Source organism: Ensifer sp. EB106-05-01-XG146 (assembly GCF_058791875.1).
The window spans coordinates 220,003-245,557 of record NZ_JBYTDX010000003.1; the positions used below are offsets into that span (position 1 = coordinate 220,003).

Genomic DNA, 25,555 nt, shown 5'->3' on the forward strand with positions numbered 1-25,555 from the left:
GCGCTTTTCTCACCTACCTCATTTTTGCCGGATGCCCTCTCGGATCCTGGCACGGGAACGATGGTCCATTTATGCGTTGGACTGGTTCGGTTCATATCTCTTCGCAAGGAGGATATGGTCCGGCGTCTGCCCGACCCCCTTGCGTAGCTGTTGTGCGATCGACCGTCTCGGTCTTCTGATCGTCAGTTCCGTCCGTCTCCGATCCTGCGGCCTCCGGCATGCACGTACTTGGCGCGTTTTAAGCAACAACAACGGCTGATTATGAAACGAAGGAGGATGCACATGCTGATATCGGATTTTGGCCGCATGGGATTCGACCCATTTCTGGAAATGCGGCGAATGCAGCAGGAAATGAATCAGCGTTTGTCCGACATGACTGCCAAAGCCGCCCACGAGTTTCCACCCGTCAACCTCTGGATGGGTGAGGGCAGCGTAGCGGTGACTGCTGAATTGCCTGGGATCGCGGCTGAAGAGGTCGATCTGACGGTTCGCGAGAACACGTTGACATTGAGGGGCGAACGCGGATCCCCAACGGAGGACGAGAGATCCGTCTGGCACCGGCGCGAACGAGTGTACGGAAACTTCTCTCGAACGGTGCAATTGCCTTTCCGCGTCGATCCGGAACAGGTCGAGGCGCGTTTCGCAAACGGGCTTCTTGAAGTCGAACTACACCGGCCCGAGACGGATCGACCGAAGAAGATCCAGATCAAAGGATAGGAGGCCAAAATGGCTCAGGAACTGAAAACGACTGAACGCCGGGCTCCAAGCAAGCTTGACGGTGGCGAACCGACCCGTTCGCGCCCGGTGTTTGTCCCGCGCACCGATATCTATGAGACAGAGGACAATGTCGTTGTTCTCGTGGACATGCCGGGCGTCGCTTCAGAGGGTGTCGACATCACGCTCGAGAAGCGGACGCTGGCGATTCGGGGCTACGCGACGGACGAACAGCACGACAACTATCGCCAAATCTATGCCGAATACGGCGCGGGCAATTATGAGCGCGTCTTCACCCTCTCCGAAGATATCGATCGGGACAGTATCGAGGCATCGCAGAAGAACGGCGTCCTGCGGTTGGTCCTGCCGAAGGTCGCGCCGGCAAAGGCGAGAAAGATCAAGCTGAAGATGGCGTAATTCGTGCGGAGAAAGGAGGTTGACCATGCAGATTAGAGATCTGATTCCCTGGGCCAGTAACAAGGGAAGCGAAATTGCGAAGTCAGACGAGGGAAACCCCGTCTTTTCCTTGCAGCGCGACGTGAACCGTATTTTCGAAGATTTCTGGAAGCGGCTCGATCAACCCTTCGGAGCCTTCGGGCGCTGGGATACCGGCGGGCCGCGAATGGACGTCACCGAAACCGAGAGTGCGATTGAGGTTTCGGTGGAGCTTCCTGGAATCGACCAGAAGGACGTCGATGTCTCCCTGACGAACAGCGCGCTCACGATCAAGGGAGAAAAGAAGAGTGAGCAGGAAGAGAGCAAGAAGGGGTATCACTTGTTGGAACGCTCCTACGGGTCGTTCTACCGCTCGATCCCGTTACCGTCGGGCGTCGACGAGGACAAAGTCGCCGCCCAGTTCAAAAACGGCGTCCTGACCGTGACGCTTCCAAAAACGGAGGAAGCGTTGTCGCGTGTTAGGAAGATCGAGGTGAAGGCGAGCTGACATCGACTTCACGGTCGTGACATGCGGCGGGCGAAACCGCCGCATTTCTTAGCGATTACTGCAGAGGTCTCGTCCGTGGATAGGCCATCAGCGAAGCGCGGGCGCGGGCGAGATCTGCTCGGGCGACGGTCAGCATCTCGTCTGCTCTATCCAGAGCGCCGAAAGCAGCGGCAGTCGGATTGGGCCGTTCCGCAGTGATGCGAACCCAAGCGCGATCGATTTCAACAAGAGCCGCGCGAACATTCGCGATCGCTCGTTCGATGGCATCGTAGAGAGCGATCTCCTCTTCGGAGACGATTGGCGAATTGTCACCGCTCATCGATCTCTTCCGGTCACACGGGTCCCTGGTGCAGGCTCGAATTGCAAAATACCACGAAGAGTACCCTTCTTAAACAGTCAGCGTGGCGCCGTTGGGATGGTAATCGCCAGAACCCGTGGGCACCGATGTGCTAAAGGCATCAAGGGGTGAAGTCGCGACCATTGAAACGCCTGATGAACGCGAGTTCAACTGCCAATTCTTCCCTCTGTCTCCAACATCCGTTTTCCTGAACGGGCACACCATTCTGATGCAACCAAAATGCAGCGTCGGCCGGCTTCGTTTAGTGAATCGGCCGTAACCGGGGATCTGGCAGTTGCAGCCTCAACGGGCGCAGCTTTGAAAAAGCACGGTGTTTATCTCGGCCGCGACTCGCTCACCACCGACAGCGATTTCCACAAAGCGGTCCACTCGCCCGTTGGTGTTGGAATCGTTGCTGTCCATGGCCTTCCTGAGTCGATTGTTGCGCTGAAGTTAAATCGCACCGTCTCTTAATAAACGAAACGGAAGTTTTGTTTATTACCGTACTCGCTTAATAACGGTGGGCACAAAAGTTCGCTCGATTCTCATCAAGGCGAAGAGTCCGCAGCCGACTTACCGCCGTGCGGCTTGGGCAAGCGGTAAATGTGAAGAGCGGGCATTAATTACAACCGTGCCAAACGACGGCACTGCGACAAAACAGGACAAGGGAAAGTCCAGCGCCTGCTTGCCCAGTCGGGTCCAGTCGCGATGGTCTTGACCTGCTCCTCGGCCATGACAGCAGCGTGGCATCCGATAGAGTTGCTGAGCGCAGATCGAAACTCTTGCTACGCAGACGACGGATCTCGTCGCTCGGATTGAAGCCCTCGAGGCTCTCATAGCGCCGGGCGGCGTGGGCCAACCCGCATAACGGTTACAGCGATCGGGTCACCACCTCGGTCGCGACGGACACCAGCAGGGCCGCTAGCGCGACGGCCGTTCCAATTCGCGCGATCTTCATGCGGCGCCCGCGAGCGCCATCCCAATCATAGCCTATCATGTTCCCCCAGCCGGCATCATGCCGTGCGTGGATGGTGGCGCGTTTTCCTGACAAAGAGGTAAATCCGATGAGCGCCATCGCCGCTAGCGGGTTCGCGATGCCTCGTCGGGCAACCGGAATGTCGTGAAACCCCATTCGTGCTCGCGCGTTATCCCCCGACCAAGCGGTGAGGAATCAAATGTCTATTCATATGCGAGATCTCGGCGAGGCCGTTCTTGATTTGCTCTATTGGCGTCCGACAGAGCAGGCGCCTGAATTGAACGACGATCGGCATTTGCTCATTCAGGCATACCGAACGAACCAGGCCCCTGAGGCCGCTCGGCAAGAGCATCTAACGATTGACCCTGAGCTTGCAGTCTATGGGCGATCAAACCCCTGACACTGACCGGGCGTACCGATTGCGTCCCAACTGGTTGGCGGCGTAAAATGTTGTGTCTGTAGAAGTCGAACGCTCAGACGGAAAGGCCCCGGATCACCCTCGTGGGACTCTGGGGCCTTTTTGCGTCTCGGAGCGATGCAACAGGAATGGTGGTGTTCGCGGCATTGCCCTGGATAGCAGTCAGGAGGCGGGATACCTCCTCTTGTATCCCTCTGCTTGCCACCTCGTACTCGAATACAAGACGTTGATCTGGCTGTTCTGCTTCTCGGAATTCTTCTAACCGTTCGGCTGCGAGTGCATACGCCTCGAAAAGGTCATCCAGCTCCGCCGGACAGACATCACCTTCGAGCGCCCGTCGGAATTTCGGTAGTCTCACCGATAAACGGCGCCGTCCTAGTTCCCTGAGTTTCTGCATTTTCTCCCCCATTTCAGGGCAATCTAAGATGGCGCAGCCAAGGAAGGGTTAAATCGAAATTTCAATTGCGAGCGACCTCGCTAAAGCGACGAGCTCTCCTGCCGATTTTTCCCCGCGCCCAACGGCAAAACCGCAACCCCGAGGTCGGTGGCTGCGGTTCTGAGTGCCAGTTGTAACGTGCAGGGACAATGGCAACCGACCGTAGATTGCGCGGGAGCGGGTTAATTTAGTGCCACACGGACGTGATCATGGGGGCGTTTCAAGCCGTTGCCGCGTCTTTCGCTGACAAGGCTACGAGACAAAAAAAGGGTGAAGCGCCCAGAACTCTTTCGCTTCACCCTACAGGTCCAGCTTATCGCATCGTGAATACAACATATCAACTGCCTCCGGTCGCATGCAAATCACCATAGCGCGAGCGCCTTTCGGCTCTGCTTCACGTCAATGTGGGCGCCGGTTACTCCCGCGGCCAAAGCGACGCTCCATCATCAGCCCGACGAGCCACTCTCGTAGATCGGGGTTTTCGCGAAACTCGTCGAAATGCTCGATGGCGTAACCGAGTGTCTGTTCGGCGAGAGCGTCCGCCTCAACCGGTGAGGTCGTTAGGCTGCGCGCCCATGCCAGTAGCTCAGGCAGAAAAGCCGAGAACTCGTCGTCGCGAGGGGCAGGTTGCGGCGGACGATTGACGAACACACAAACGTTCTTGAGCTTCTGTTCAAGTTCCCACGCATCCCCCGTGCCGTTCATGCAAAACTTGAGCGCATATCGCGCCAGGCACTCACTTTCCTTACTGTGCCGAGAAATATGTCGGCTGTTCACTATCTTCTCAACAAATACAGAAGAGACAACACGGAAGCCGTCAGGAAGCATGTACCCAGATTGCGGATGGCTAATCATAGCGCAATCTCCTCCACTCGGGCCGAAAGCGATTATGATCTCCCAGTCGCCAGAGGCTGTTTTACAGTCCGGCGATGGGCTGAGTATGCACCTCTGGAGGCGGGCTGGCTCCTTCAAAATCTCAGGTTCGGGATTGAGGTGCCGCTAGCTCAATTTGCTTCAGCAGCGCGATGACTTCGGCCTGCATGTCCAGGCACAGCGCCTGATACTCGTTGATCAATTCCTCGCGGCGGCGGTGCTCCGTCAGCAGATTGTCGAGGGTCTGCGCGGCCAACGCGTAGGACTCGAACAGATCGTACGGCGTCGGGTTCTTGGCTGCTCGCAACTGTTCACGGTGATAGGGCAATACCAAGGAGAGCTGCGCCCGTCCGAGCTTGACCAACGACATTTGTCACAGCCTTTGTCGCGTCATATTTGCCGCGTCACGACAGATTTCCAGAATGTCTTCTTTTTGCATGCTGCGGGCAGCGCCGCAATGGGTGCGCTGAACCCGCTCCCTGGTCTCCATCTGAGCGAAAGTGAACCTCTCCCGCCCACTGCCCGTCAGGCACTGAATCTCCAGCTTCAGCGGATCACGGTCGCCGTACTTCTCCCTGATCCGCTCAAGCTCCTCGATCGCGGCATGTTGCTCGTCTATATCCCCGAGCACGTAGCGTTCATGCCCGACTGCGCAGATGTTGCACCCGGCCTCGATCACGTCGACGACGAATGCGGGGATCTCGCTGGCGTTCATTTGGCGGCGGTCATTCTCCGTCATGTCAGGTCCTCCGTTGAGGTTATGACGAGCCCTGCCATGGCCGACAGGAGCAAGAATACTCCCGAAATTTTGGGGGCTTGAAAAGAAATGGCCCCGTCGGGCGGCGACGAGGCCATCGGCACTGAGCAGACCTCACTTCCGGAGGGATTGTGAAGGTGTCACCCTGATCGGGGAAGGGTTCCACAAAGCCAGAAACGCAAACGGCGGTTCTGAGTTCCGTCTCTGCAAAGAAAATGGCCCCCAAATCGCAGGCAACGGGCCACGAAAGAGCGTGTGCGTCTTCTACTCGCACGCACTCAAGCGAATGAAGCCCCGCAGGGGATGCGGGGCTTCATCGTGGAAGGTCGTCAAACCATAAAAAACGCAATGCGTACATTATTCAGTGATCGCGCGGCAATGAGAAGTACAACCATGGATTATTTCTGTTGCGCGATCACGGTTGTATCGTCGCAAAAATGGGGACCGATCGCAACTATGCGAAAGGGGTAGTCGCGTAATCAATTTGGGGGCGCATACGGCTTTGCTACCGCTGGGGGGATCCTATCTTTCGGGCCCCATCACTGAATAATGCAGGTGCCCGGCCAATCGCGGCAAGAGCGGCCCGCACAGCCCGCCAGAGCTAATCCAGTAGCCACAATGCAGGCGATGACGGCGATCTTTCGGGCCATCGGCTCGTTCCAGCTATGGCGTTAACGCGAGGGCGATAAGCCAAGCGGCCAAGGCGATCAGAAGCCAATCCGAGCGCCCTTGTACCTTTGTCGTCTTGCCCCTTCCCAATCGTAAGACATCAGCGCCTCCTTCTCGGTGGCGCACAATGCACGATTGCACATCTGAGGAACAGTCCATTTTCCTCATATACACAGCGCTGCTTGTCTGTTGTCCCTATCTCTGGGACGCAGTCAATGCCGCGTCCCTTCGATCTCCAGTTCTATGTATCGGCCGATGGACCAGAGATAGGCGACGATCTGCAGCTTCAGGTGATCGCGCTCGCCGAATTTGTCGCCGATCCGGTCAAGATCCTCAAGCGCTGCATCCTGCTCCTCGATATCACCAAGTACGTACTTGTCATGCCCTATGGCGGTGATATCGCAACCGGCCGCAATAATCTCAGACACCAAATCCGGTATTTCGCTCGGCTTCATCTTTCGCGGCTTGCTTTGGGCCATATTAATCCTCCTTTGATCGAGCAGGAAGGGTAGGGATTCGGGAGATCCGCTAGGCTATTGCGCTGAAGCGAGAGCGACCAGTCATGCTGCTAAGGCAATCAAAGCCCGAGCCGCGCGTGCCTGTACCGTCGACGCCTGGCACGTTCCCAATCGTAGGACATGAGGTTCCCCCTCTCGGCCGCGCACAATGCCAGATTGTGGGTGGGTGGGAAGGCGCTTCCTCAGAGGAGCAAAGCGGTCCCCGCCAAAAAGTATGGCCTCGCCGGGGAGAGCGAGGCCATGGGGCACTTTCATGAGTTTCAGATCCGGGCGGATCGTGAAGGCGTCATCCTGATCGGGGGACTCAGGGCTGCCACAGGCGAGAAACGCCGACGGCGTTATTGAGTTCCTGCCTTCGCAAAAAAAAATGGCCCCAAAGTGCGGGGCCGAATTGTGTGCTGTGCCAAGAAGCCCGAGCAGGCGAAAGGGATCACTCGGGCTCGTTCTAAGACTATCACGTGCGGCGACAAATTCCGAGCCTTTTGGAGAATCCCACAAATTGCGCGTCGGGCGAAAGCCTGATCTGATGCGGGCATGACCACGAAGCTTTCAGACTTGAGGCTGAGAAACCCAAAGCTCCTCGGCGAGCTCAAACGACGGGGGTTTGAGACCGTCGATGACATGAAGCACGTTCCCACGACGGACGCGTTGCGGATGAAGGGAATGGGCGCAAAATCGTGGCAGAAAATCTGTGATGCATTGGGCAGAGACCCTGCAAAGACGTGAGGCCTGAAAGCCATTACCGGGCCACCTCCTTCGAAATCAGTTCATTGAACTTCTCGATATTCGCCCGCGGCTATAAAGACTTTGAGCATTCTCTTCACCTGCGTGGAAAAGCTCCTCTACCGCTGCGTCCTGGCGGTGGTGTCGCCAATCCGGGCGCTAACTGGGTGGCGATGGCATGTTCGGGAGCGTGTCTAGCCCTGGCTTTTGGGCACGCCGGTTTTGCGCAAGCCCGCCCGACCTCTACCCTCTCTCGTCGCTGCAACTTGGGTGTCGCTGGGTGATCTGTCCTCAGTTGCTAAGGGAATGCGGGCGGTACCGAACCAGATAGCGCACTCTAGAAGGGAAGTTTCATCCTTGTTCCCAAGCCGGTATTCATCAGCGATGAAGCTTGCTAGGCGGACGGCGCGCTTGCTGAGATGTGGAATGCGAGTTTTGGCACAGGCCGTTTCGAAGACTTTTCGTATCAAGGCAAGATCTCGGGGACCAAGATGTTGAATTGCGAGTTTGGGCGGTATGTGCACTGACACCTCCTATGAATGAAGCGGGTGCGCGTCGAACCGGACTTGGAGGAAGCTCAAAAGGTGAACGTGCGATTGCGCCACCTTCATTCTCCCACCGATTGATGGCTTCCGTTTTCGTTTGGGCTGCAATTTGATTTTGTCCGCCTGGCGCGCCGCTCTTCCCAAGAAAGGCGGTCAGTTGCGCCTTTGTCAGTTCGCCCCGCTGAATGGCGGCCGTCAGGAATCGCGCCAGAGCAAGCTTTTCGGCGCGTTCATCTCTTTCTTTGGCTTCGAGATAACCAGCGGCTTTTAGTATTTCAACCAAAAGGCTGATGTCTTCGGCGTCTATATCTAGATCTGGATCCTTGGAAGACATGCGGCCTCCTTCGCGTGGGGCGGCAGGCGGCCCGCGCTAGTTCTAACGCGCTATACTATGCGCCCAATGGTTCAGAGATTCTACGGGTGTGCTCGGAAAGGCGACTCTAAGAAACGGCCTCGTCGTGGGGGGCGACGAGGCCGGCTACACGACTTCACTAATGGTGAAGCCGTCAGGCGCCTTCAGTCTCCGAAGGGCGGGGATCTAAATGCGCATTAGCTTATATAGGAGGCGTAGAATTCGCTTCCAAGGGCAGGCCAGAAAAAGAATGGCCCCGAAAGGCGATTAAGGGGCCATGAGAGTGTCGTCCTTCTGCCGGGCCGGCAGGATGGAACTCGCCAGCCCACCTATTCAATCTCTGAGGTTGAAATTGGTTCCTTGCCAGCTTGATTTTCTCCTCGTAGCCGTCGCATCGTAACCCATGGCCGAGCCCTACCAGCCCCGTTACATAGGACATGCTATCCCTCTATTCGATTGATGAGCATCCAGACCGCCATAGCAATCAACATTAGGTTTTCAGTGAGTGAGATAAGGCCCAACGGGACATTGCTGTCGCCGCCGACGCAAGCACATTTCAGCTTACGGCGGTCAATGTAAACGGCCTTGAAGACGGAAATGGCACCAATGGTGCCGATTACGAACGCAACCGGAATTGCAAGCTATTTGCCGTCGTCACGGCCATCGGCCTTGCCGGCACTGCGCTTGCGCAGGAATTCACGTTCCGCTTCCAGTCTTCGGACCCGGCGGGCAACCCGAACTTCGAATATCAGAAAGGTTGGACCGACCTCGTCGCCGAGCGCTCCGGCGGCAAGGTGAAGATCGAGCTTCTGCCGGTCGGTTCGGTCGTGGAATATAACGAAACGCTTGATGCGGTTGCAGGCGGCATTCTCGATGGTCAGATCTGCGATTCGTCCTATTGGGCCGGCAAGGATCCGGCTTTCGGCCTGATCTCCAATCCGGTCGGCGCCTGGTCCGATCCGGCGCAGATGATCGACTTCGTGGAGAACGGCGGTGGCAAGGAGATCATGCAGGAATTGCTGGGCTCCTACGGCCTGCATTTTATCGGCGTTTCCACTCCGGGGCTGGAAGCGTTCGTCTCGCGTGTGCCGCTTGATGGTGTCGATGATCTCAAGGGGCTGAAGATGCGCGCCCCGGAAGGTCCGATTGCCAACGTGTTTGCAGCCTTTGGCGCTGCCCCGGTCAATCTGCCGTCCTCCGAAGTCTTTACGTCGATCGACAAGGGCGTCGTCGATGCGGCCGATTATTCCGTATTCTCGGTCAATCAGGCGCAGGGCCTCAATGGCGTTGCGAAACATCCGGTGTATCCAGGCTTCCACTCGCTGCCACTCGTCGAGGTCTCCATGAACATGGCGAAATGGGAAGCGCTGCCGGATGACCTCAAGAAAATCCTTGAGGAAACTGTCAAGGAATTCCAGCAGACCCAGATCAACGGTCTCAAGGCCGCCGACCAGAAGGCGGTGGAGGCGGCCAAGGCCGAAGGCTCGATTACGATCCACGATTGGTCGGCCGAGGAGCGTGCCAAGTTTCGCAAGCTTGGGGTCGCCGAATGGGAGAATATCGCGAAGCGTTCGCCAATGGCCCAGAAGGTGTTCGACACGCTGACGGCCTACCTGAAGGAAAAGGGCTTGCTCTGACCCAACCATGCGGCGGCCCGCTCCGGGCCGTCGTTTTCTCGTGCCGAGGGAGAGGGGCATGACAAGAGACACGTTTTCAGAGGACGCCGGGGCCGCCATGGGCGCCGAGGTCGTCGGGGCCGTTCCCGAAGCCGGCATGCTCGGCCGTCTCATCGACAAAGCTGGCTATGTTTTTGCCGTCGGCATCGTGCTCGCAGCGCTCATACTGCTTGTGGAAGTATTCCTGCGATACGTGTTGAACAGCCCGACGATCTGGGCACATGAGACGACGGTCTTCCTTTGCGGCGTCGCTTTCATCTTCGGCGGCCTCTATTGCACCGCCCGCAACACCCATATCCGCGTCGTTCTGCTCTATGATCATTTCTCTCCCCGCGCGCGCCGGATCGCCGACATCGTCATCTCCCTTGTTAGCGCCCTTGCCAGCGGCTTCTTCGCCTTTGCCGCCTATCACATGGTCGAACGGGCCGTGGTCACTCCTTCCGGCGAGGTCCGCCTGGAGACGACCGGTAGTGCCTGGAGCCCGCCGACGCCGGCCCTGATCAAGATCTTTATCCTCTTGGTTATGATCCTGCTCGTCGTTCAGTTTCTGATTCTTGCCGTCAACTACGCCAAGCGAGCTTCAAAGGACTGAACGATGACCGATCTGTTTGATTTCAGCATCAATCTGCAGGCGCTCGGCATCGGTTGGGGCACCCTGCTTATGTTCGTGATGATGGTAGGGCTGCTACTCTCCGGCATGCCGCTCGCCTTTGTCACACTTCTCGTAGCACTTATCTTCGCGCTCGGTTGGTTCGGGCCCATGTCGATCCCGCTCATTACGAGCCGCGTTTATTCCTTTGTGATGAACTTCGTATTCGTTTCGGTGCCGATGTTCGTCCTTATGGCCGCGATACTCGACCACTCCGGCATCGCACGCGACCTCTTCGATGCCATGAAGCTTTTTGCCGGCCGAATACGCGGCGGCGTTGCGGTTCAAACCGTCTTTGTGTCGGTGATCCTCGCTGCCATGAGCGGTATCATCGGCGGCGAGATCGTTCTTCTCGGCCTTATCGCTGCCGCAGATGCTGCGTCTCGGATATGATCGCAACCTGGCGATCGGCGTCGTCTGCGCGGGCGGTTCGCTCGGCACGATGATCCCGCCTTCCATCGTCCTGATCATCTATGGCCTGACGGCGAACGTTTCTATCGGTGATTTGTTCACGGCAGCCTTCTTGCCTGGCTTCATGCTGGCGATGTTCTATGTAGCCCATATTCTCGTGTGCGCCTACTTTACGCCCGGCGTTGTGCCGCCGGTAGATATGACGCCGATCCCAACAGAAGAGAAACTCCGGCTCCTTAAGGGTCTTGCCCTGCCGGTGCTTGTCGTCTTCGTTGTTCTCGGCTCGATATATGGCGGCATCGCGTCCGTAACTGAAGCCTCCGCAATCGGAGTCGGTGGGGTCATCCTTTCGACCATTCTGCGGGGGGAGTTCTCATATAGACTGCTGCGCGATGCGGCGATGCAGACGCTATCGACTGTGGGCATGATTGTCTGGATCGGCATAGGTGCCACGGCCATCGTGGGCGTCTACAAGTTGATGGGCGGCGTGAATTTCGTTTCTGGCATGATCACCGGCATTTCCGATAATCCGACTGTGATCGTGCTGGTGATGATGTTGATCCTGTTCGTGCTGGGCGCCTTTCTGGGTTGGGTCGGGATAGCCCTTCTCACGATGCCGATCTTCGTACCGATCATCAAGTCGCTCGGCATGGACCCGGTCTGGTTCGGCGTTCTCTTCTGCATGAACATGCAGGTGTCGTTCCTGTCGCCGCCCTTTGGGCCGGCCGCCTTCTACCTGAAGTCAGTGGCCCCTCCGGGCATTACGCTGGGGATCATCTTCCGGGCTCTTGTTCCGTTCGTCATGTTACAGATCCTCGCCGTCTCCATGTTGATCGCGTTCCCGGGCATTACCGACGATAACTAACCCATGTTTCCTTCAATCGTAGTCGATTGACGGTGTCGTTTGGCTGTTATCCGTCAGGACCATACAACTGGCCGGTACGTAGACCTCGCTCCCGAGGAACTGCGGCATTAAAGCCTTAGCCAGGCTCGTTGGGGAGGAGAGCTGGGCGTGACCGTGGTTCCGCCAAGACGAAGAACATCGAGCGGCTCTCTGTTCGTCGAACATAGCCTCGGTGCGGAATAAGATCCGAGGGTCTCAGTTATCACAGCGGCTCTGGTTGCCAATGCCTCCAGGTCCAATGTTAAACCTGGAGAATCTAGTCCAAGTGCAACATTGCCGTGTGAAGGGTAGGGCATCACGCGCAGTCTCGCAAATGCGCTATGAAGACCTCGGCGGGTGTGCGGTAACGCAGGCACTTGCGTGGCAGCGCGTTCAGATGGTGGACGAGCGCGACGAGCTATTGCTGGGTGACGGCGGTGAGATCGGTATCGCTGGGCGTGAAGCGGCGGCTGCGCTTGTTGGCGTTTTTCCACCGCACCTTTCCGCCACGGCGCACTGGGGTCGCAGAACCAGCTCCGCGCGCCGATGCCATCTTCCAAAGCCCTAAAGCGGCGAACTCCGTGCCGCGATCAAAGGTGAAACTCTGCCGGGCAAAGGCTGGCAAAGGTGAGAACGTTTCGATGATCTTGTCCATGATCGGTCTCGAGCGCCGGCTCGGATTCTTGATCATCACGGTGTAGAGGCTTTTGCGCTCGACCAACGAGATCAGGTTGGCGTTGCCGAAATCACGTTCGAAGATCAACAAGTCGCCCTCCCAATGCCCGAACTGCGAACGATCACCAATGAAATCAGGGCGTTGCGATATCCTGCAGGCAGCCGGAAAAGTGCCGTCACGGGGTTTCCTCGAGCTGCGGGGGGCGGCGTTTGCTGCGGCCTTCCGCCAGATGCTGATGGAGTTCCAGCGCCTGATCTTCCTTGCCATAGATGAAGCGATAGATCGTCTCGCTGCAGACCCGCACGGCGCTGACGCCATCGGCGAGCAGACGACCGGCAATCTGTTCCGGTGACCAAGGTGTCTTCATCTGCTCGATCACCAGCTCGCGCAATTGCGGGTGCCGCACAAGCTTCCTCAGGCGCTGCCGCCGCTCTTTGTGGATGTCGTACGCCAACGAAAGCCCCTTCAGAAAAGGCTCCTGCTTAGCCGAAATTTCTTACCCCCACCTTTTTCCCACTCCCCTTTCATGGCCTGTGGCTTCCCTCATGCCGCAATCTGACATGCTACCCACTTCTGGTTTCGAGTTTCAATCAGTCGCCACGTAGATTTCAAACCGTCACTCCTTGACTTTCAATTGGTCATCGTCGTAGTTTCAAACAGTCATCAAAGGAATGAAGCTGTGGCGCTGTATCCAAGGCTCGTTGAGCAACGCGTTGCCGACGCCCTGTCAGACACGCGAGTCGTACTGATCGTAGGTCCCAGACAATCAGGAAAAACGACGTTGGCTAAGAAGATGGCCAACGAGGGGATGGAGTATTACACGCTGGATAATGCAACCATCCTGGACGCAGCGCGACAGGATCCCGTTGGCTTTGTAAGAGGTATGGATCGCGCCATCATCGATGAAATTCAGCGCGCGCCCGAACTGCTGTTGGCCATCAAGGAAAGCGTGGATACCGACCAGCGCCCAGGGCGGTTCCTTCTGACCGGTTCAGCCAATCTCATGACGTTGCCACGCGTGGCAGACTCGCTCGCAGGGCGAATGGAGGTTGTTCGATTGCTGCCGCTTGCGCAAAGCGAGATCAGAACCGCCGGCAGCAGCTTCCTGCGCGACGCCTTCCAAAACGAAGCCAAGGCCGGAGAGCCATTCTTCGGAGACGACCTCATGGCTGCGGTTCTGGCCGGTGGATATCCCGAGGCGCTGGCCCGCAAAACCTTGAACCGCAGACAGGACTGGTATGCGGATTATATCCAGGCGATCGTTCAACGCGACGTTCGCGATGTCGCGCAAATCGAGCAGATTGCTCAAATGCCGCGCCTCCTACGCATCCTGGCAGAGCATTCGGGACAGCTCGTCAACTATTCTGGAATTGGCGCGGCCATTGGGATGAACCACATTACAACGCAAAAATATGTCGGCATCTTCCAGAGCCTGTTCCTCGCTCGAACCGTACAACCCTGGTTTTCGAACAAACTAAAACGCCTCACGAAAACACCGAAAATACATTTCCTCGATTCTGGTCTTCTCGCATCCCTTCGTGACCTCTCTCTCGACCGTCTCCACGGCGACAGGGGTCAGTTCGGGGCATTGCTGGAGACTTTCGTTTTTGCCGAGATCCTTAAACTCGCCAGCGGCGGGCAAACCCGCTTCGAGTTTTCGCATTTTCGAGACAAGCAGCAGAACGAAGTCGATATCGTCATCGAAGATACAAGGGGGCGGATCGTCGGTATCGAAATAAAGGCGGCAGCATCCGTCTCGAATTCCGATTTTTCCGGATTGCGAATTTTGGCCGAAGCATCCGGAGAACGGTTTGTTTCGGGCATGGTCTTGTATGACCACCACAAAGTGGTCCCTTTCGGAGAACGTTTGTCCGCTGTGCCAATATCGGCGTTGTGGCGGTAGCGCGTGAGAATTTCGCTCAGTATTCAGACCCGAGCATTTTTGAGACTTCCAAGGTCTCGATAACCAATAGGCCTCAGGTTCGATTCCCTTCAAGGCGAGGGAATCGTCCGCAGACGCTGAGAAACGTGCCAAGCAGCAAATCGGTCAACCTCCTATGACGGAAGTTGCCTTATCCAATCGTCGAATCCAGCGTGTGGGGCCTGTACCGCCAGACCCGTATTCGGTCGTCCGTCTGATTTCACCGATTGCCTAAGCTCCCGTGCGCTTTGCCTGTACTGCTGTTTGAAGGCGCGGGCGAAATGATCGCCTCTCAAAAATCCGAAGTCGGCCGCAATGTCGGAGATGCGGCGCATATCCCTGGGATTGGCCAAAATAGACCTAATCCGCTCGAGCCGACGGCTCTGGATGTAATGGACAACGCCACCTTCCGTTTCGAACAAGCGATAAAGCGTCCGGCGGGATACGGCGACAATGTTGCAGATCGCAACGATGTTCAGCGTGCTGGCGTCGAGGCGAGCCTCGATATAACGTTTCGCGTGACGCAGTAGCACGAGCTCGAGGCCGGGGCGCGCTGCCCTCCTGAGCGCTTCCGGGAAAGCGGCTGGGCGAAGCCCGGGTTTGCCGCCTTCGTCTCCTCGATCATCGAAAGTGGCTACGATCCAGCGAAGATGGACGGTGTGCGCGCGCGGCTGCGCGAGCTAAGACTTGAACCCTATGATTGCCTCAACCCGGTCCTGATGGATGTGATCGCCACATGGGCAGCCAAGAAGAGCGGCGCGCTCCCCAATTGATCGAAGAGACGCTCTTCAAACTCGATCCGTGTTCGGCTCGTTTGGAACTCGCCAGCATCCGTAGCATTGTGTGCTCGGCGAAGTTCGCCGAGCACTTCTAAAGCTTGCCGCGTTTATGGACGACGCGGCCGGTGTAGATTGTGTTCCGAGGCGCTGACGGTGCGGGGTGCCAAGAGAGGTCATCAGGCGCAGGATGTCGTCACAGTGCCCACGAAAAAGATCGGCGTCGATGCGGTCACCCGTTACGTTCTGAAGGATGCCATACTGCTTTGCGGGACCGCAGCCATAGAGACATCGCCCATCCCGGTCGACTAGGAAACGACTGACAAGCTCAGGGGTCATTGCCGAAAAAATTGGAACCAATCCGGCCACCCGAAGGTTTGATTTGTGGGTGTCAACACTTCACCCGCTTTCAGAAGCAGCGGGAATCCGATCGGCGCCTTTAGATCCGTCCTTAACGCACTTTCAGCAGTGACCGTTTTGGTCTCGGCGGCGGTCTTTACCCAGCCGGCGAACGCTGAGGACAAGGATCGTTGTCGCGTTGCTTCGGGCGACGACACGAACCAGAAGAATCTCTCAGAAAAACTGGACGATTGCGATGGGGTGTTGAAGCCCCCTCGCGTCGGCGACACTGAAATCAAAACACCGGCGCCTGATGTCGGGAAAACGCGGGTGATCCGCCCCGGCGAATTGCAATAGAGCGTCGCCGATGGCGGGTAAGCCTGGCTCAAAATGCTAAGAGTTCTGTGGCCGCTATATCCGACTAAAGTCGGCTTACGGCGGGCGGCGTGAAACGGCGTTGAGCACCGGGATCCAGCCACAAGCTCTCCAGCGGAGCCGTCGGCGGGTGCAAATCGGACCACACATCCGCCGCCGGCGACGCGGCAATTCCAGATGAAGCCTTCAGCATCCACACAGGAGCCGTCCGGCAGACCTCGCTCAAAACCAGCCGATGCCGGTTCTGAGCCAGCGTGAAATCGAGAGGGGGCCTTGGCGGATTTCGATCCGCCAAGTTTTCTGGCCCTCCATAAGCCGGCGGAGGTTGACACGAAAAACATATCCGTTATTCTGGATATATGGATAGCAATACAGCAATCGCGGCGCTTGCCGCACTCGCCCAGTCTACCAGGCTCGAGACGTTTCGACTTCTCGTCCGACACGAACCCGATGGCATTCCTGCCGGCGAACTCGCCCGGCTTCTCGATGTACCGCAAAACACCATGTCGGCGCACCTTGCGACGCTGTCGCGTGCGGGCCTGGTTTCAAGCGAGCGGCAGAGCCGTTCGATCATCTATCGGGCGGACCTTCAGGGGCTGCGCGACCTGACTCTCTTCCTGCTGAAAGACTGCTGCGGCGGCTCGGCGGAACTCTGCGCGCCGCTCATCGCAGAACTCACACCCTGCTGTGCTCCCGAGGTGAAGCTGTCATGAGCGACATCAGGCTAGAGCCAGTCACGGGGAGCGATCCCGAACTGAAACTGGCGCTGTCGGCTTCCGGTCTTCCAACCGAAGACCTCGAAGACACTGGGCGCTCGTTTTTCAGGGCGGTTTCCTCAGATCGCGGCACGGTTGGCTATGCTGGCATCGAGGCGTGCGGCGACGACGTGCTTCTCAGGTCGATAGTCATCTTGCCCGAGCATCGTGGCAAGGCGCTTGGAAAATCGCTGACCAGGGAAACCCTGAAGACCGTCAATGTGAGCTCGGCAGTCTTCCTGGCGACAACCTCCGCCGCACCGTTCTTTGAAAGCCTTGGCTTTGTTGTGGTCGAGCGGGCCGATGTGCCGCCCGCCGTTCTCGCAACCCGTCAACTGTCAGGCATCTGCCCGGCATCGGCAACGATCATGAAACTCGACAGACCTCCGACCTAACCACGGAACACGACCATGACCGACAAGACTTACAACGTGCTCTTCTTGTGCACGGGCAATTCCGCTCGTTCTATTCTCGCCGAATCCATCCTTAACAAGGAAGGCGGCGGGCGCTTCCGGGCGTTTTCCGCTGGCAGCCAGCCCAAGGGCGAAGTCAATCCACATGCCCTGAAGGAACTGGACGTCCTCGGCTATCCGGCGACCGGCTTCTCGTCGAAGAGCTGGGACGTTTTCGCCCAGCCAGGCGCGCCCGAAATGGACTTCATCTTTACCGTCTGTGACAGCGCACACGGCGAGGCCTGCCCGGTATGGATCGGGCATCCGATGACGGCGCATTGGGGTGTCGAAGACCCGGCTGCGGTTGTCGGCTCCGAGGTCGAAATCCAGCGCGCCTTTGCACAGGCCGCTCGCTTCCTCAAGAACCGCATCATGGCCTTCATCAATCTGCCTCTGGCCTCCATCGACCGCCTGGCGCTCGAGCAGCACGTCCGTCAGATCGGCTCGCTCGAAGGCGCTTCCGTCAAGTCCGCAAAGGTCGAGTGAAATGTCTACGTTCGAACGCTACCTCACCATCTGGGTCTTCCTTTGTATCATCGTCGGCGTCGCCCTCGGTCATCTGATGCCCGGTGTTTTCCAGGTCATCGGTGCGGCAGAGGTCGCGAAAGTGAACTTGCCCGTCGCCATCCTGATCTGGCTGATGATCATCCCGATGCTCATCAAGATCGACTTCCGCTCGTTGGCGCAGGTCAGCACGTATTGGCGTGGCATCGGCGTGACCCTGTTCATCAACTGGGCCATCAAACCGTTCTCCATGGCGCTGCTCGGCTGGCTGTTCGTGGGCTGGCTGTTCCGTCCTTATCTGCCGGCCGACCAGATCGACTCCTATATCGCTGGCCTCATCATCCTCGCGGCCGCCCCCTGTACCGCGATGGTGTTCGTCTGGAGCAACCTGACGCGCGGCGCGCCGCTGTTCACGCTGTCTCAGGTGGCACTCAACGATGCGATCATGGTCGTCGCCTTCGCGCCGATCGTCGGACTGCTTCTCGGACTGTCGGCTATCACCGTACCGTGGGACACGCTCGTTCTGTCGGTCGTCCTTTATATCGTCGTCCCGGTCATCATCGCTCAGGTCCTGAGAGCGCGGCTGACCGCCGATGGCACGGCGAACGCGCTGGACGCCATGCTGACGAAACTGCAGCCGCTTTCGCTCCTCGCCCTGCTCGCGACGCTCGTTCTCCTCTTTGGCTTCCAGGGCGAGCAGATCATCGCACAGCCGACGATCATCGCGCTGCTGGCCGTGCCCATCCTGATCCAGGTCTACTTCAACTCAGGCCTGGCCTATCTCCTGAACCGGATGTCGGGCGAGCGCCATTGCGTCGCCGGGCCTTCAGCACTGATCGGAGCCAGCAACTTCTTCGAACTTGCGGTTGCCGCGGCCATCAGCCTGTTCGGCTTCCAGTCAGGTGCTGCGTTGGCAACCGTCGTCGGCGTGCTCATCGAAGTTCCCGTGATGCTCACGGTCGTCTGGGCCGTGAACCGCACCAAGGGCTGGTACGAGGCAGCTCCCGCTGTCTCAAGGAACACCATCACTGAAAGGACATGACAATGGACGCCACCATCTATCACAACCCCGCCTGCGGCACGTCCCGCAACACGCTGGAGATGATCCGCGCAGCCGGGATCGAACCTGATATCATCGAGTATCTCAAGTCACCGCCGTCGCGCGACGCGTTGGCAAGGATGATCTCCGATGCCGGATTGACCGTCCGACAGGCGATCCGCGAGAAGGGCACGCCTTACGCGGTACTGGGTCTCAACGACCCGAACCTGACGGACGACCAGCTGCTCGACGCGATGCTGAAGGACCCGATCCTCATCAATCGTCCGTTCGTCGTCACGCCGCTCGGCACCAGGCTTGCGCGACCCTCCGAGGCCGTGCTCGACATCCTGCCGGATGCCTTCAAGGGTGCCTTCTTCAAGGAAGACGGCGAGCAGGTCCTCGATCAGGAGGGCAAGCGCGTTGTCTGAAATTTTTCCCGCCTTGCAGGAGCGGCATCTTCGCCAACCTGACATTGACGCGCTGCGTCCGGCGTTCTCGACGCACAAGCCGCGCATCCTGATCCTCTACGGCTCGCTCCGGGAGGTTTCCTACAGTCGGCTGCTCGCGCACGAAGCCAGACGCCTTCTCGAGCGGTTGGGGTGCGAGGTGCGGATGTTCGATCCGAGGGGGCTGCCGCTTCCCGACGAGGCGCCGGTCAGCCATCCGAAAGTGCAGGAGCTGCGCGACCTGTCGCAATGGTCGGAAGGCCAGGTCTGGGTTAGCCCCGAGCGCCACGGCGCGATGACGGGCATCATGAAGGCCCAGATCGACTGGATTCCCCTGTCGCTGGGATCGATCCGGCCGACGCAAGGCAAGACGCTGGCGATCATGGAAGTCTCCGGCGGCAGCCAGTCCTTCAACGCCTTGAACCAGATGCGCGTGCTCGGCCGCTGGATGCGGATGATCACGATCCCCAACCAGTCCTCGGTCGCCAAGGCCTACCAGGAGTTCGACGCCGACGGCCGCATGAAGCCGTCGTCCTACTACGACCGCGTCGTGGATGTCTGCGAGGAACTGGTGAAGTTCACGCTGCTGACACGGGACGCCTCGGCCCACCTTACAGACCGCTACAGCGAGCGGAAGGAGCACGCGGCCGAGTTGGAGAAGCGGGTGTCACTGAGATCGATTTAGTCAAAGGCCATCGGCAATGTTCCGATAGCGGCCATCTTGCAATCGCAATGGCCGCTGTTTGGCCAAAGCGAACCAACGCCTTGTCCGCTTGTGGCGGCCCATTGCAGCCTTTCGAAAGACGGACCTAGCGCTCATGACGCAAAACTATGCACGAGGCGATATTTCCAATAGGCTATTCATCAATGGATGACGGGCGTCATCTGAAAGCATTCGTTGCCGAGGCACAAAGTGTGACCATACAGCTTCGATCAACCCTCACCTGTCCCAATTGCGGCCAGCGGGCTACGGAAACGATGCCCACCGACGCCTGTCAGTTTTTCTATGATTGCAATGGATGCGGTATGATGCTCCGGCCAAAATCCGGGGACTGCTGTGTGTTCTGTTCCTTTGGCGACGTGCCTTGCCCGCCAATCCAGGAGGCCAAACATAACAACGGAGCCGCAAGTTGTTGCGTCGGTTCCTAACGTGGGATGAGAGGCAAGGCTGACATCCGTATTCGACTGTGCCGGTGCATTCCGGGCGATAGACAAGCGCCCACGCTGCTCCCTCACGGACGCCGAGGAGTTCCACGATGAGCGAAGACGCCTTCAACATGTCGATCCGCAAGTTCCTGAAAGAAGTCGGTGTCACATCGCAGCGTAAGATCGAAGAGGCCGTGCGCGAGGGGCAGTTCGGCGGCGAGAAGCTGAAGGTGCGCATGACGCTGACGGCGGAGGGCACCGGTCTCAACCACGTGGTGAACGGTGAGATCGAACTTCCATAGGTCTGGCGAAAGCATGGATCGAAACGCCCAGGTCGATACCCATCAATGAGACCAAGATCGGTCAGGCATCGCGCCCGCACTGAGCCGGAAGCTTCTATCTCCCCACCGAGCCAAGCCTACAGCCCGAGCACCTCTGCCCCAAGGTCGTTCTCGACGAGCATGACGTTCGTCGGACGGACTTCACGTGCGCGACATGAGCAGAACAACTGGCATCCGCACGCCGACGCTGCAATAATTGAGATTCATCGAGGGAGGCAATGATGCGGAAGAGTGCGCCGGATTTCAGCCTTGAGGGCAAGGTGACTTTGGTGACGGGCGCGAGCCGTGGCATTGGACGTGCCTGCGCACTTGCCTGTGCTGCAGCAGGCTCAGATATTGTCTTGGGGGTCCGCGATGTCGCAGCGTCAGCGGGCCTGATCGCCGAAATCGAGGGCGCGGGACGAAAGGTTCTCCCGGTTGAACTGGACATTCCCAAGAAGGCCCATATCGCACAAGCCGTCGACGCGGCGGTTTCTGCATTCGGTCGGATCGACGTCCTCGTCAACAATGTCGGCGTCGCCCCGGGCAATCTCGCGGAACTCGTTGAGGAGAAGGACCTTGACGAGATACTCGATGTCAACATCAAGGGCACCTTCCTGATGACACAGGCAGTGGGCCGTCACATGATCGCGCGAAATGGTGGCCGGATCATCAGCATTAGCTCACAGGCCGGTACGGTCGCACTGCGCGGAGAGGCAATCTATTGCATGAGCAAGGCGGCAATTAATCACCTCACGCGCTGCCTTGCAGCCGAATGGGCACGCTATAATGTCACCGTAAACACCGTATCGCCGACATTCATCCACACGGATGGTACAGCACCGTTTTTATCCGATGCCGAAAATCGCAAAGCGACGGTCGATCACATTCCACTCGGCCGGATCGGGGAAACCGATGATGTGGTGGGTGCCGTAGTCTTCCTTGCATCGCCGGCTGCGAGCCTGATCACCGGCGCGAACCTGCTGGTGGACGGCGGATGGTCCGTCGCCTGAGGCCACGGGGCCGAACTCGCAAAGCGCGTCAAATTGATCTGGGGAAGAAATCCTGTCAGCCGTGCCGCCAGACCTTCACGGCTGACAGCAACAAGATCACGGCGAGTGCGGGAAGGAGGATCGAATTCGGGACAATGCCGAGGAGTAGACCGCCGACAAACGTCCCCACCACCGATCCCGCGGCCATGATGAGGACGAACACCCTGTTGCGACCCAGAACCGAAAAGCTCTGGTCGCGGCTGTAGCGGGTAAAGCCTACCAGAATTGTAGGAAGGCTCACCGCCAGTGAGAGGCTACCGGCGAGCTTGATGTCCGCGCCGAAGAGCAGAACCAACGTCGGAATGAGCAACTCGCCCCCGGCGACGCCCAGCAGCGACGCAACGATGCCGATCACGAAGCCGGCGGATATACCGACGACAATCTGCCAGTTTCCGGTCAGAAGCGGTTGACCCGCCGAGGTGCCGTGGCCAAGCACCAGCACGACGGCGATTGCGACAAGAAGAACGGATATCACCCTGTAGAGGGTCTCAGATTTCAACCGTGTGGCCCATCCTGCGCCGAACCAGGCACCGATCAGGCTTCCTGCAAGAAGGTTCAGTACGATCGGCCAATTCGATGCGATCTGACTGAAAGGGATCGTGCCGGCTCGAAACGGCAGGGCGCAAGACACGACGACAAGGCTCATTGCCTTGTTCAGGATCACCGCCTCGAGGGCCGCGAAATTGAATGCGCCGATGAGCAGCGGCAGACGGAATTCTGCCCCTCCAAGCCCTATCAACCCGCCGAGTGCGCCGATGATGGCGCCGCCGCCGAAAGCGGCCGGATGACTGCGTGACGTCGTCGATTTGATCGGAGTGTTCACGGAGGCTTAGCTTTCATGGCGATGATCCGCGGACTGTTATGTACGCTCTTCCATTATCAGGCAACGCGGTCGCGACGCACCGATGAGGCGACAGCGACGAACGCCAGGATCCCAAGCGTACCCAGCGCGGCGATCACGAAAAGCGAGAGGGTTGTCCCGAAGTGGTTCATAGCGGCTGCGAACGCAAACGGGGCGGCCGCGCCAGTCGCCAACCTTGCCGCAGCCATCTTGCCCGTGATCGCGCCATAGCCAGCGGACCCGAAGAGATAGAGGGGCAAGCTCCCCTGAGCGATGCTGTTGATCCCTGACCCAAGGCCAAGACAGATGGCGAAAGCCACCGCACCTGGCAGCCAATCACCTGACACCCCGAGTATTACCGCGCCAGTGACCATGAGAGCGGCAGAGACAATCGCAAGCGCGGGCGGCGACAGGCTCTTTCCGAAGACCATGTTGATCAGGCGGCTCATGACCTGGGCCGGACCAAACAAGGAACCGATCACGACCGCCGCACTGCCAAGTCCGATCGCGCCGAGCATCGGCACCATGTGGGCAAGGATCGCGGCGAGGGTGAAGCCCGAAAGAGAGAAGGCAAAGGAGACCAGCAGCATGCCACGGCGACGCGCCTGGGGTTCGAGAGCGCCGACAACGACCTCGCGGGTTCTTGTCTCGTCCGTTTTGGAGCACAGCCTTCCGGCACGCATGATCCAGTAGTGTAGGGGCATGCAGACGATAAGGTTCAGGACGGCGAACACCAGATAGATTTCCCGCCAGGTCAGATATCCGGTCAGTGCCGCGGCGATCGGCCAGAAGATGGTGGAGGCAAAGCCGCCGATGAGTGTCAGATAGGTGATGCTGCGGGACGCCGTGCGAGGTTCGCTTTCGACCAGTGTTGCGAAGGCCGCCTGATACTGGACCATCCCGGAGGACACTTCGAGCAGGACAATCGCAAGGACAAAGAGCGACACAGACGGCGACCATGCACAAAGCACCAGCGTTAACGCCGCAAGGGCCGACCCCAGCGTCATCACCGTTGCCGCACCGATCTTGTCCATGTGCCTGCCGATGAACGGAGCAGACAGGCCGCCGATGAACAGCGAGACCGAGAAGACGGCGAAGACCCGCTCCAGGCTGATGCCAAGGTCTTTGGCCATTCCGGGTGCGAGGATGCTGAAGGAATAGTAGAGAGTGCCGTAGCCGATGATCTGCGTGACACCGAGAGCGGAGACGATGCCCGCCGGAACCTTGATCGTATGCAATGACGTGTTCCTTGACGGGCTATGCTTCGCTTGAACAGCAACTTGCGGATCGCTCGACGGACCCGCGGATGCCGGGATGCCCCGCGCAGCAGTCTTCCATCAGGAAAGTCACCAGATCGGCCAGCGTGTCGTAACTTGCGTTATAGACGATCGAGCGCGACTCCCGGCGTTGGGAGATGAGGCCTGATCGTTCGAGTTCCTTGAGGTGGAACGAGACGTTTGATGGAGAGACGCCCATGCGTTCGGCAATCGCGCCGGCGGCCAGACCTTCCGGGCCGGCGATGACCAGGGTCCTCACGATGGAAAGTCGGGTTTCCTGTGAAAGCGCGGCGAAGGAGGAGAGGGCTTGACGATCATCCATATTTCAATAATCCTTGAATCATTGAAATTGAGGATAGCCACAAATGAGCGCGATCGACAATAGCCAATCCGACAAAACCGATATCTCGCTTGGGGAGTTGCTCGGCAGAGCCGCAGAGACACCGGACCTGCCCTTGGTCTTCCTGTATGACGGAAAGCCCGTGAAGCCCGGCTATCACGTGACCGAGGTCAAGGCTGGCCAGTTCTCCGCGCTTGATTGCGGGGCAAATCCGGAAGCCTGGTCGGAGATTTTCGTGCAGCTGTGGGACATCGAGGAGGGCGAGCGGACCCATATGACGGCCGGGAAGTTCTCGGCCATCGTCCGCAAGGTTTCCGAACGCGTCCGTCTCGACGGCTCCGCAAAGCTGACCTTCGAAGTGAGCGATGGCGTCCGGCCGATGCAGTTGTTCTGCGCGAATGCTCCTGTCGCGGAAGACGGCACTCTCCAGGTCGCGTTGACGCCACGGCCTGCGAGCTGCAAGCCTCGGGACCGTTGGTTGGCCGAGAAAGCCGCTACGGAAGCCTCGTGCTGTAGTTCATCCGCTTCCAAATGCTGTAGCTGAGGTGGGAACCATCCCCAAACGAGATGCCGTCGCCGGCGAGGCGCTCTCAGGGGCGCCCGCCGGAAGCTGAGGTTCTGCCGCCGCATTCGCCGGCTGTGAACAGCCCACCGCCCGAACATCGCCGCAGCATCACCGCGAGCGTGCCCCTTCGCTGAAAAACCGAGAGCTCAGGTCATGTGGCCGGTACTGTCGCGGTCGATATCCTCTCAACAATTCGGGCCTTTTCCACACCATCGCATTCGACCTCCGATCTCTTGACGTCTTGACTCAAAAATAACTAACTAGTTACATAATTGCGTGACGAATGTTCTTGCGAATTGGGAGGTTCGAGTGAAGATTTACGGGATGCAGCATGTGGGGTTCACTGTGCCGAACCTCGAAGAGGCTGTCCGCTTTTTCGAGGTGATCTTCGGAGCGGTGACGTGCCTTGAAACAGGCAAAGTGGAAGCTGACGACGCGTTCATGCTTCGGCGCCTCGGTGTTCCCTCGGGCAGACGGATAGAGAACATCAAGGTTCTAAGGGTCGGGAACGGCACGAACCTCGAGATATTCCAGTACTCCGGCGAGACCGGCGAGGAAGAGCCGCTGAAGCGCAACAGCCAGACCGGTGGCTTTCACTTAGCCTTCGAGGTTGACGACTGCGAACGCGCGGCAGAGCGGCTTCGTGCCGCCGGCGTCGATTTGCTTGAAGGGCCGACTCTTGTCGAAAGCGGCGCGATGGCCGGGCTTACCTGGCTCTATCTCAAAGCTCCCTGGGGGCAGTTTTTGGAGATCGTCAGCATGCCGGGACCGCTCGGATACGAAAGCGCTGGCGGTCCACGGCAGTGGTCGCCCGTCAGCGGCAGCTAACTCCCGGCCGTAGTCGCTGCATC

32 protein-coding genes and 5 pseudogenes are annotated in these 25,555 nt (G+C 58.5%); 21 read left to right on the top strand and 16 right to left on the bottom strand.

Annotation, left to right across the window (positions count from 1 at the left end; genetic code table 11):
• Positions 1–282 precede the first annotated feature (282 nt).
• The 3 genes from AC3WVQ_RS29690 to AC3WVQ_RS29700 are packed head-to-tail and all read left to right on the top strand — an operon-like array spanning position 283 to position 1,657.
• Complete coding sequence (locus tag AC3WVQ_RS29690) at positions 283–717, top strand: Hsp20/alpha crystallin family protein (RefSeq protein WP_192358577.1); 435 nt, start codon at positions 283–285, stop codon at positions 715–717.
• 9 nt (positions 718–726) lie between these two features.
• Positions 727–1,131 carry an Hsp20/alpha crystallin family protein gene (locus AC3WVQ_RS29695; protein ID WP_110819539.1) on the top strand — a complete coding sequence of 135 codons (405 nt, stop codon included), beginning with the start codon at positions 727–729 and terminating at the stop codon, positions 1,129–1,131.
• A 25-nt stretch (positions 1,132–1,156) separates the two neighbouring features.
• Positions 1,157–1,657: an Hsp20/alpha crystallin family protein gene (locus AC3WVQ_RS29700; RefSeq protein WP_192358579.1), complete on the top strand. Its 501-nt coding sequence runs from the start codon at positions 1,157–1,159 to the stop codon at positions 1,655–1,657.
• Between the two features lie 55 nt (positions 1,658–1,712).
• On the opposite strand, the gene AC3WVQ_RS29705 is transcribed toward AC3WVQ_RS29700, so the two are convergent.
• The 6 genes from AC3WVQ_RS29705 to AC3WVQ_RS29730 all read right to left on the bottom strand — a co-directional run bounded on the left by AC3WVQ_RS29705 (position 1,713) and on the right by AC3WVQ_RS29730 (position 6,602).
• Positions 1,713–1,976 carry a hypothetical protein gene (locus tag AC3WVQ_RS29705; protein ID WP_034803523.1) on the bottom strand — a complete coding sequence of 88 codons (264 nt, stop codon included), beginning with the start codon at positions 1,974–1,976 and terminating at the stop codon, positions 1,713–1,715.
• Positions 1,977–2,865: 889 nt separating this feature from the next.
• Entirely contained in the window at positions 2,866–3,126 is a 261-nt protein-coding gene (locus AC3WVQ_RS29710) for a hypothetical protein (RefSeq protein WP_192358635.1), read from the bottom strand.
• A gap of 1,097 nt (positions 3,127–4,223) precedes the next feature.
• Positions 4,224–4,679 (bottom strand): hypothetical protein, encoded by a 456-nt coding sequence (locus tag AC3WVQ_RS29715; protein WP_192445571.1) that lies wholly within the window; start codon positions 4,677–4,679, stop codon positions 4,224–4,226.
• Positions 4,680–4,800: 121 nt separating this feature from the next.
• Complete coding sequence (locus tag AC3WVQ_RS29720) at positions 4,801–5,067, bottom strand: hypothetical protein (protein ID WP_192358587.1); 267 nt, start codon at positions 5,065–5,067, stop codon at positions 4,801–4,803.
• A 3-nt stretch (positions 5,068–5,070) separates the two neighbouring features.
• The gene (locus tag AC3WVQ_RS29725) at positions 5,071–5,436 is read right to left on the bottom strand and encodes a Y4lK-related protein (protein WP_348646660.1); all 366 of its coding nucleotides are present in this window, start codon (positions 5,434–5,436) and stop codon (positions 5,071–5,073) included.
• Positions 5,437–6,335: 899 nt separating this feature from the next.
• Positions 6,336–6,602, bottom strand: a complete 267-nt coding sequence (locus tag AC3WVQ_RS29730; RefSeq protein ID WP_192358590.1) for a Y4lK-related protein — start codon at positions 6,600–6,602, stop codon at positions 6,336–6,338.
• A gap of 573 nt (positions 6,603–7,175) precedes the next feature.
• On the opposite strand from AC3WVQ_RS29730, the gene AC3WVQ_RS29735 reads away from it, so the two are divergent.
• Entirely contained in the window at positions 7,176–7,367 is a 192-nt protein-coding gene (locus tag AC3WVQ_RS29735; protein WP_034801532.1) for a helix-hairpin-helix domain-containing protein, read from the top strand.
• Between the two features lie 375 nt (positions 7,368–7,742).
• On the opposite strand, the gene AC3WVQ_RS29740 is transcribed toward AC3WVQ_RS29735, so the two are convergent.
• Both AC3WVQ_RS29740 and AC3WVQ_RS29745 read right to left on the bottom strand, forming a co-directional pair.
• A complete protein-coding gene (locus AC3WVQ_RS29740; RefSeq protein WP_246810460.1) occupies positions 7,743–8,243 on the bottom strand; it encodes a hypothetical protein in 501 nt (166 codons plus the stop codon).
• A gap of 458 nt (positions 8,244–8,701) precedes the next feature.
• Positions 8,702–8,902, bottom strand: a pseudogene (locus AC3WVQ_RS29745) (glutaredoxin); the annotation flags it as partial.
• A 21-nt stretch (positions 8,903–8,923) separates the two neighbouring features.
• Between AC3WVQ_RS29745 and AC3WVQ_RS29750 the strand changes: the two are divergent.
• From AC3WVQ_RS29750 to AC3WVQ_RS29760, 3 genes and pseudogenes are all read left to right on the top strand, one after another.
• Entirely contained in the window at positions 8,924–9,898 is a 975-nt protein-coding gene (locus AC3WVQ_RS29750) for a TRAP transporter substrate-binding protein DctP (RefSeq protein WP_192358626.1), read from the top strand.
• Between the two features lie 58 nt (positions 9,899–9,956).
• The gene (locus AC3WVQ_RS29755) at positions 9,957–10,529 is read left to right on the top strand and encodes a TRAP transporter small permease subunit (RefSeq protein ID WP_082566442.1); all 573 of its coding nucleotides are present in this window, start codon (positions 9,957–9,959) and stop codon (positions 10,527–10,529) included.
• Between the two features lie 3 nt (positions 10,530–10,532).
• Positions 10,533–11,862 (top strand): annotated as a pseudogene (locus tag AC3WVQ_RS29760) (TRAP transporter large permease).
• Between the two features lie 436 nt (positions 11,863–12,298).
• Here AC3WVQ_RS29760 and AC3WVQ_RS29765 read toward each other — a convergent pair.
• Positions 12,299–12,823: an IS30 family transposase gene (locus AC3WVQ_RS29765; RefSeq protein WP_192358593.1), complete on the bottom strand. Its 525-nt coding sequence runs from the start codon at positions 12,821–12,823 to the stop codon at positions 12,299–12,301.
• On the bottom strand, positions 12,732–13,010 hold the full coding sequence (locus AC3WVQ_RS29770) for a hypothetical protein (RefSeq protein WP_492383384.1): 279 nt from the start codon (positions 13,008–13,010) through the stop codon (positions 12,732–12,734). Before AC3WVQ_RS29770 ends, AC3WVQ_RS29765 begins: the two co-directional genes overlap by 92 nt.
• 225 nt (positions 13,011–13,235) lie before the next feature.
• On the opposite strand from AC3WVQ_RS29770, the gene AC3WVQ_RS29775 reads away from it, so the two are divergent.
• Positions 13,236–14,459: a DUF8612 domain-containing protein gene (locus AC3WVQ_RS29775; protein WP_192358628.1), complete on the top strand. Its 1,224-nt coding sequence runs from the start codon at positions 13,236–13,238 to the stop codon at positions 14,457–14,459.
• A gap of 152 nt (positions 14,460–14,611) precedes the next feature.
• Here AC3WVQ_RS29775 and AC3WVQ_RS29780 read toward each other — a convergent pair whose 3' ends face one another.
• Positions 14,612–15,010 (bottom strand): helix-turn-helix domain-containing protein, encoded by a 399-nt coding sequence (locus AC3WVQ_RS29780; protein ID WP_051659587.1) that lies wholly within the window; start codon positions 15,008–15,010, stop codon positions 14,612–14,614.
• 27 nt (positions 15,011–15,037) lie between these two features.
• Here AC3WVQ_RS29780 and AC3WVQ_RS29785 point away from each other — a divergent pair.
• Positions 15,038–15,250: pseudogene (locus tag AC3WVQ_RS29785) on the top strand (S-(hydroxymethyl)glutathione synthase); the annotation flags it as partial.
• 146 nt (positions 15,251–15,396) lie between these two features.
• Here the strand turns inward: AC3WVQ_RS29785 and AC3WVQ_RS29790 are convergent.
• Positions 15,397–15,559: pseudogene (locus AC3WVQ_RS29790) on the bottom strand (Tn3 family transposase); the annotation flags it as partial.
• Positions 15,560–15,637: 78 nt separating this feature from the next.
• Between AC3WVQ_RS29790 and AC3WVQ_RS29795 the strand changes: the two are divergent.
• Positions 15,638–15,949: a hypothetical protein gene (locus AC3WVQ_RS29795; protein WP_234798867.1), complete on the top strand. Its 312-nt coding sequence runs from the start codon at positions 15,638–15,640 to the stop codon at positions 15,947–15,949.
• Between the two features lie 137 nt (positions 15,950–16,086).
• Here the strand turns inward: AC3WVQ_RS29795 and AC3WVQ_RS29800 are convergent.
• A pseudogene (locus tag AC3WVQ_RS29800) lies at positions 16,087–16,308 on the bottom strand (SMP-30/gluconolactonase/LRE family protein); the annotation flags it as partial.
• Between the two features lie 18 nt (positions 16,309–16,326).
• Between AC3WVQ_RS29800 and AC3WVQ_RS29805 the strand changes: the two are divergent.
• The 9 genes from AC3WVQ_RS29805 (at position 16,327) to AC3WVQ_RS29845 (ending at position 21,642) form a co-directional block, all read left to right on the top strand.
• Positions 16,327–16,680, top strand: coding sequence for an ArsR/SmtB family transcription factor (locus tag AC3WVQ_RS29805; RefSeq protein WP_034801535.1), 354 nt, complete (start codon positions 16,327–16,329; stop codon positions 16,678–16,680).
• Entirely contained in the window at positions 16,677–17,117 is a 441-nt protein-coding gene (gene arsN2 / locus AC3WVQ_RS29810) for an arsenic resistance N-acetyltransferase ArsN2 (protein ID WP_110818995.1), read from the top strand. Before AC3WVQ_RS29805 ends, arsN2 begins: the two co-directional genes overlap by 4 nt.
• 15 nt (positions 17,118–17,132) lie before the next feature.
• Entirely contained in the window at positions 17,133–17,660 is a 528-nt protein-coding gene (locus AC3WVQ_RS29815) for an arsenate reductase ArsC (RefSeq protein ID WP_060520386.1), read from the top strand.
• Position 17,661: 1 nt separating this feature from the next.
• A complete protein-coding gene (arsB, locus tag AC3WVQ_RS29820; RefSeq protein ID WP_060610139.1) occupies positions 17,662–18,720 on the top strand; it encodes an ACR3 family arsenite efflux transporter in 1,059 nt (352 codons plus the stop codon).
• Positions 18,721–18,722: 2 nt separating this feature from the next.
• Positions 18,723–19,145: an arsenate reductase (glutaredoxin) gene (gene arsC / locus AC3WVQ_RS29825; RefSeq protein ID WP_034801540.1), complete on the top strand. Its 423-nt coding sequence runs from the start codon at positions 18,723–18,725 to the stop codon at positions 19,143–19,145.
• On the top strand, positions 19,120–19,848 hold the full coding sequence (arsH, locus tag AC3WVQ_RS29830) for an arsenical resistance protein ArsH (RefSeq protein ID WP_034801596.1): 729 nt from the start codon (positions 19,120–19,122) through the stop codon (positions 19,846–19,848). The genes arsC and arsH overlap by 26 nt, the downstream gene beginning before the upstream one ends.
• A 236-nt stretch (positions 19,849–20,084) precedes the next feature.
• A complete protein-coding gene (locus AC3WVQ_RS29835) occupies positions 20,085–20,312 on the top strand; it encodes a GDCCVxC domain-containing (seleno)protein (protein ID WP_077961967.1) in 228 nt (75 codons plus the stop codon).
• A 107-nt stretch (positions 20,313–20,419) separates the two neighbouring features.
• On the top strand, positions 20,420–20,611 hold the full coding sequence (locus tag AC3WVQ_RS29840) for a DUF6494 family protein (protein WP_060583661.1): 192 nt from the start codon (positions 20,420–20,422) through the stop codon (positions 20,609–20,611).
• A 260-nt stretch (positions 20,612–20,871) separates the two neighbouring features.
• Positions 20,872–21,642: an SDR family NAD(P)-dependent oxidoreductase gene (locus AC3WVQ_RS29845; protein ID WP_060583658.1), complete on the top strand. Its 771-nt coding sequence runs from the start codon at positions 20,872–20,874 to the stop codon at positions 21,640–21,642.
• Positions 21,643–21,697: 55 nt separating this feature from the next.
• Here the strand turns inward: AC3WVQ_RS29845 and AC3WVQ_RS29850 are convergent, their stop codons facing one another.
• From AC3WVQ_RS29850 to AC3WVQ_RS29860, 3 genes are read right to left on the bottom strand one after another with little or no spacing between them, the layout of a single operon-like run.
• Complete coding sequence (locus tag AC3WVQ_RS29850; protein ID WP_404528413.1) at positions 21,698–22,504, bottom strand: sulfite exporter TauE/SafE family protein; 807 nt, start codon at positions 22,502–22,504, stop codon at positions 21,698–21,700.
• 56 nt (positions 22,505–22,560) lie between these two features.
• Positions 22,561–23,760 carry an arsenite efflux MFS transporter ArsK gene (gene arsK, locus AC3WVQ_RS29855; protein WP_210339532.1) on the bottom strand — a complete coding sequence of 400 codons (1,200 nt, stop codon included), beginning with the start codon at positions 23,758–23,760 and terminating at the stop codon, positions 22,561–22,563.
• 19 nt (positions 23,761–23,779) lie between these two features.
• Positions 23,780–24,121 (bottom strand): ArsR/SmtB family transcription factor, encoded by a 342-nt coding sequence (locus AC3WVQ_RS29860; protein ID WP_060520391.1) that lies wholly within the window; start codon positions 24,119–24,121, stop codon positions 23,780–23,782.
• Positions 24,122–24,164: 43 nt separating this feature from the next.
• Here AC3WVQ_RS29860 and AC3WVQ_RS29865 point away from each other — a divergent pair, with 43 nt between their 5' ends.
• Together AC3WVQ_RS29865 and AC3WVQ_RS29870 are read left to right on the top strand one after the other, a co-directional pair.
• The gene (locus AC3WVQ_RS29865) at positions 24,165–24,683 is read left to right on the top strand and encodes a DUF6428 family protein (RefSeq protein ID WP_060520392.1); all 519 of its coding nucleotides are present in this window, start codon (positions 24,165–24,167) and stop codon (positions 24,681–24,683) included.
• Positions 24,684–24,980: 297 nt separating this feature from the next.
• Positions 24,981–25,532: a VOC family protein gene (locus tag AC3WVQ_RS29870; protein WP_234798868.1), complete on the top strand. Its 552-nt coding sequence runs from the start codon at positions 24,981–24,983 to the stop codon at positions 25,530–25,532.
• Positions 25,533–25,555 lie beyond the last annotated feature (23 nt).

Excerpts from the sequence above, each read along its gene's own strand:
- AC3WVQ_RS29690 (WP_192358577.1), top strand. The coding sequence starts at position 283 with ATGCTGATATCGGATTTTGGCCGCATGGGATTCGACCCATTTCTGGAA.
- AC3WVQ_RS29695 (WP_110819539.1), top strand. The coding sequence starts at position 727 with ATGGCTCAGGAACTGAAAACGACTGAACGCCGGGCTCCAAGCAAGCTT.
- AC3WVQ_RS29700 (WP_192358579.1), top strand. The coding sequence starts at position 1,157 with ATGCAGATTAGAGATCTGATTCCCTGGGCCAGTAACAAGGGAAGCGAA.
- AC3WVQ_RS29705 (WP_034803523.1), bottom strand. The coding sequence starts at position 1,976 with ATGAGCGGTGACAATTCGCCAATCGTCTCCGAAGAGGAGATCGCTCTC.
- AC3WVQ_RS29710 (WP_192358635.1), bottom strand. The coding sequence starts at position 3,126 with ATGGGGTTTCACGACATTCCGGTTGCCCGACGAGGCATCGCGAACCCG.
- AC3WVQ_RS29715 (WP_192445571.1), bottom strand. The coding sequence starts at position 4,679 with ATGATTAGCCATCCGCAATCTGGGTACATGCTTCCTGACGGCTTCCGT.
- AC3WVQ_RS29720 (WP_192358587.1), bottom strand. The coding sequence starts at position 5,067 with ATGTCGTTGGTCAAGCTCGGACGGGCGCAGCTCTCCTTGGTATTGCCC.
- AC3WVQ_RS29725 (WP_348646660.1), bottom strand. The coding sequence starts at position 5,436 with ATGACGGAGAATGACCGCCGCCAAATGAACGCCAGCGAGATCCCCGCA.
- AC3WVQ_RS29730 (WP_192358590.1), bottom strand. The coding sequence starts at position 6,602 with ATGGCCCAAAGCAAGCCGCGAAAGATGAAGCCGAGCGAAATACCGGAT.
- AC3WVQ_RS29735 (WP_034801532.1), top strand. The coding sequence starts at position 7,176 with ATGACCACGAAGCTTTCAGACTTGAGGCTGAGAAACCCAAAGCTCCTC.
- AC3WVQ_RS29740 (WP_246810460.1), bottom strand. The coding sequence starts at position 8,243 with ATGTCTTCCAAGGATCCAGATCTAGATATAGACGCCGAAGACATCAGC.
- AC3WVQ_RS29755 (WP_082566442.1), top strand. The coding sequence starts at position 9,957 with ATGACAAGAGACACGTTTTCAGAGGACGCCGGGGCCGCCATGGGCGCC.
- AC3WVQ_RS29765 (WP_192358593.1), bottom strand. The coding sequence starts at position 12,823 with ATGGCAAGGAAGATCAGGCGCTGGAACTCCATCAGCATCTGGCGGAAG.
- AC3WVQ_RS29805 (WP_034801535.1), top strand. The coding sequence starts at position 16,327 with ATGGATAGCAATACAGCAATCGCGGCGCTTGCCGCACTCGCCCAGTCT.
- arsN2 (WP_110818995.1), top strand. The coding sequence starts at position 16,677 with ATGAGCGACATCAGGCTAGAGCCAGTCACGGGGAGCGATCCCGAACTG.
- AC3WVQ_RS29815 (WP_060520386.1), top strand. The coding sequence starts at position 17,133 with ATGACCGACAAGACTTACAACGTGCTCTTCTTGTGCACGGGCAATTCC.
- arsB (WP_060610139.1), top strand. The coding sequence starts at position 17,662 with ATGTCTACGTTCGAACGCTACCTCACCATCTGGGTCTTCCTTTGTATC.
- arsC (WP_034801540.1), top strand. The coding sequence starts at position 18,723 with ATGGACGCCACCATCTATCACAACCCCGCCTGCGGCACGTCCCGCAAC.
- AC3WVQ_RS29840 (WP_060583661.1), top strand. The coding sequence starts at position 20,420 with ATGAGCGAAGACGCCTTCAACATGTCGATCCGCAAGTTCCTGAAAGAA.
- AC3WVQ_RS29845 (WP_060583658.1), top strand. The coding sequence starts at position 20,872 with ATGCGGAAGAGTGCGCCGGATTTCAGCCTTGAGGGCAAGGTGACTTTG.
- AC3WVQ_RS29860 (WP_060520391.1), bottom strand. The coding sequence starts at position 24,121 with ATGGATGATCGTCAAGCCCTCTCCTCCTTCGCCGCGCTTTCACAGGAA.
- AC3WVQ_RS29865 (WP_060520392.1), top strand. The coding sequence starts at position 24,165 with ATGAGCGCGATCGACAATAGCCAATCCGACAAAACCGATATCTCGCTT.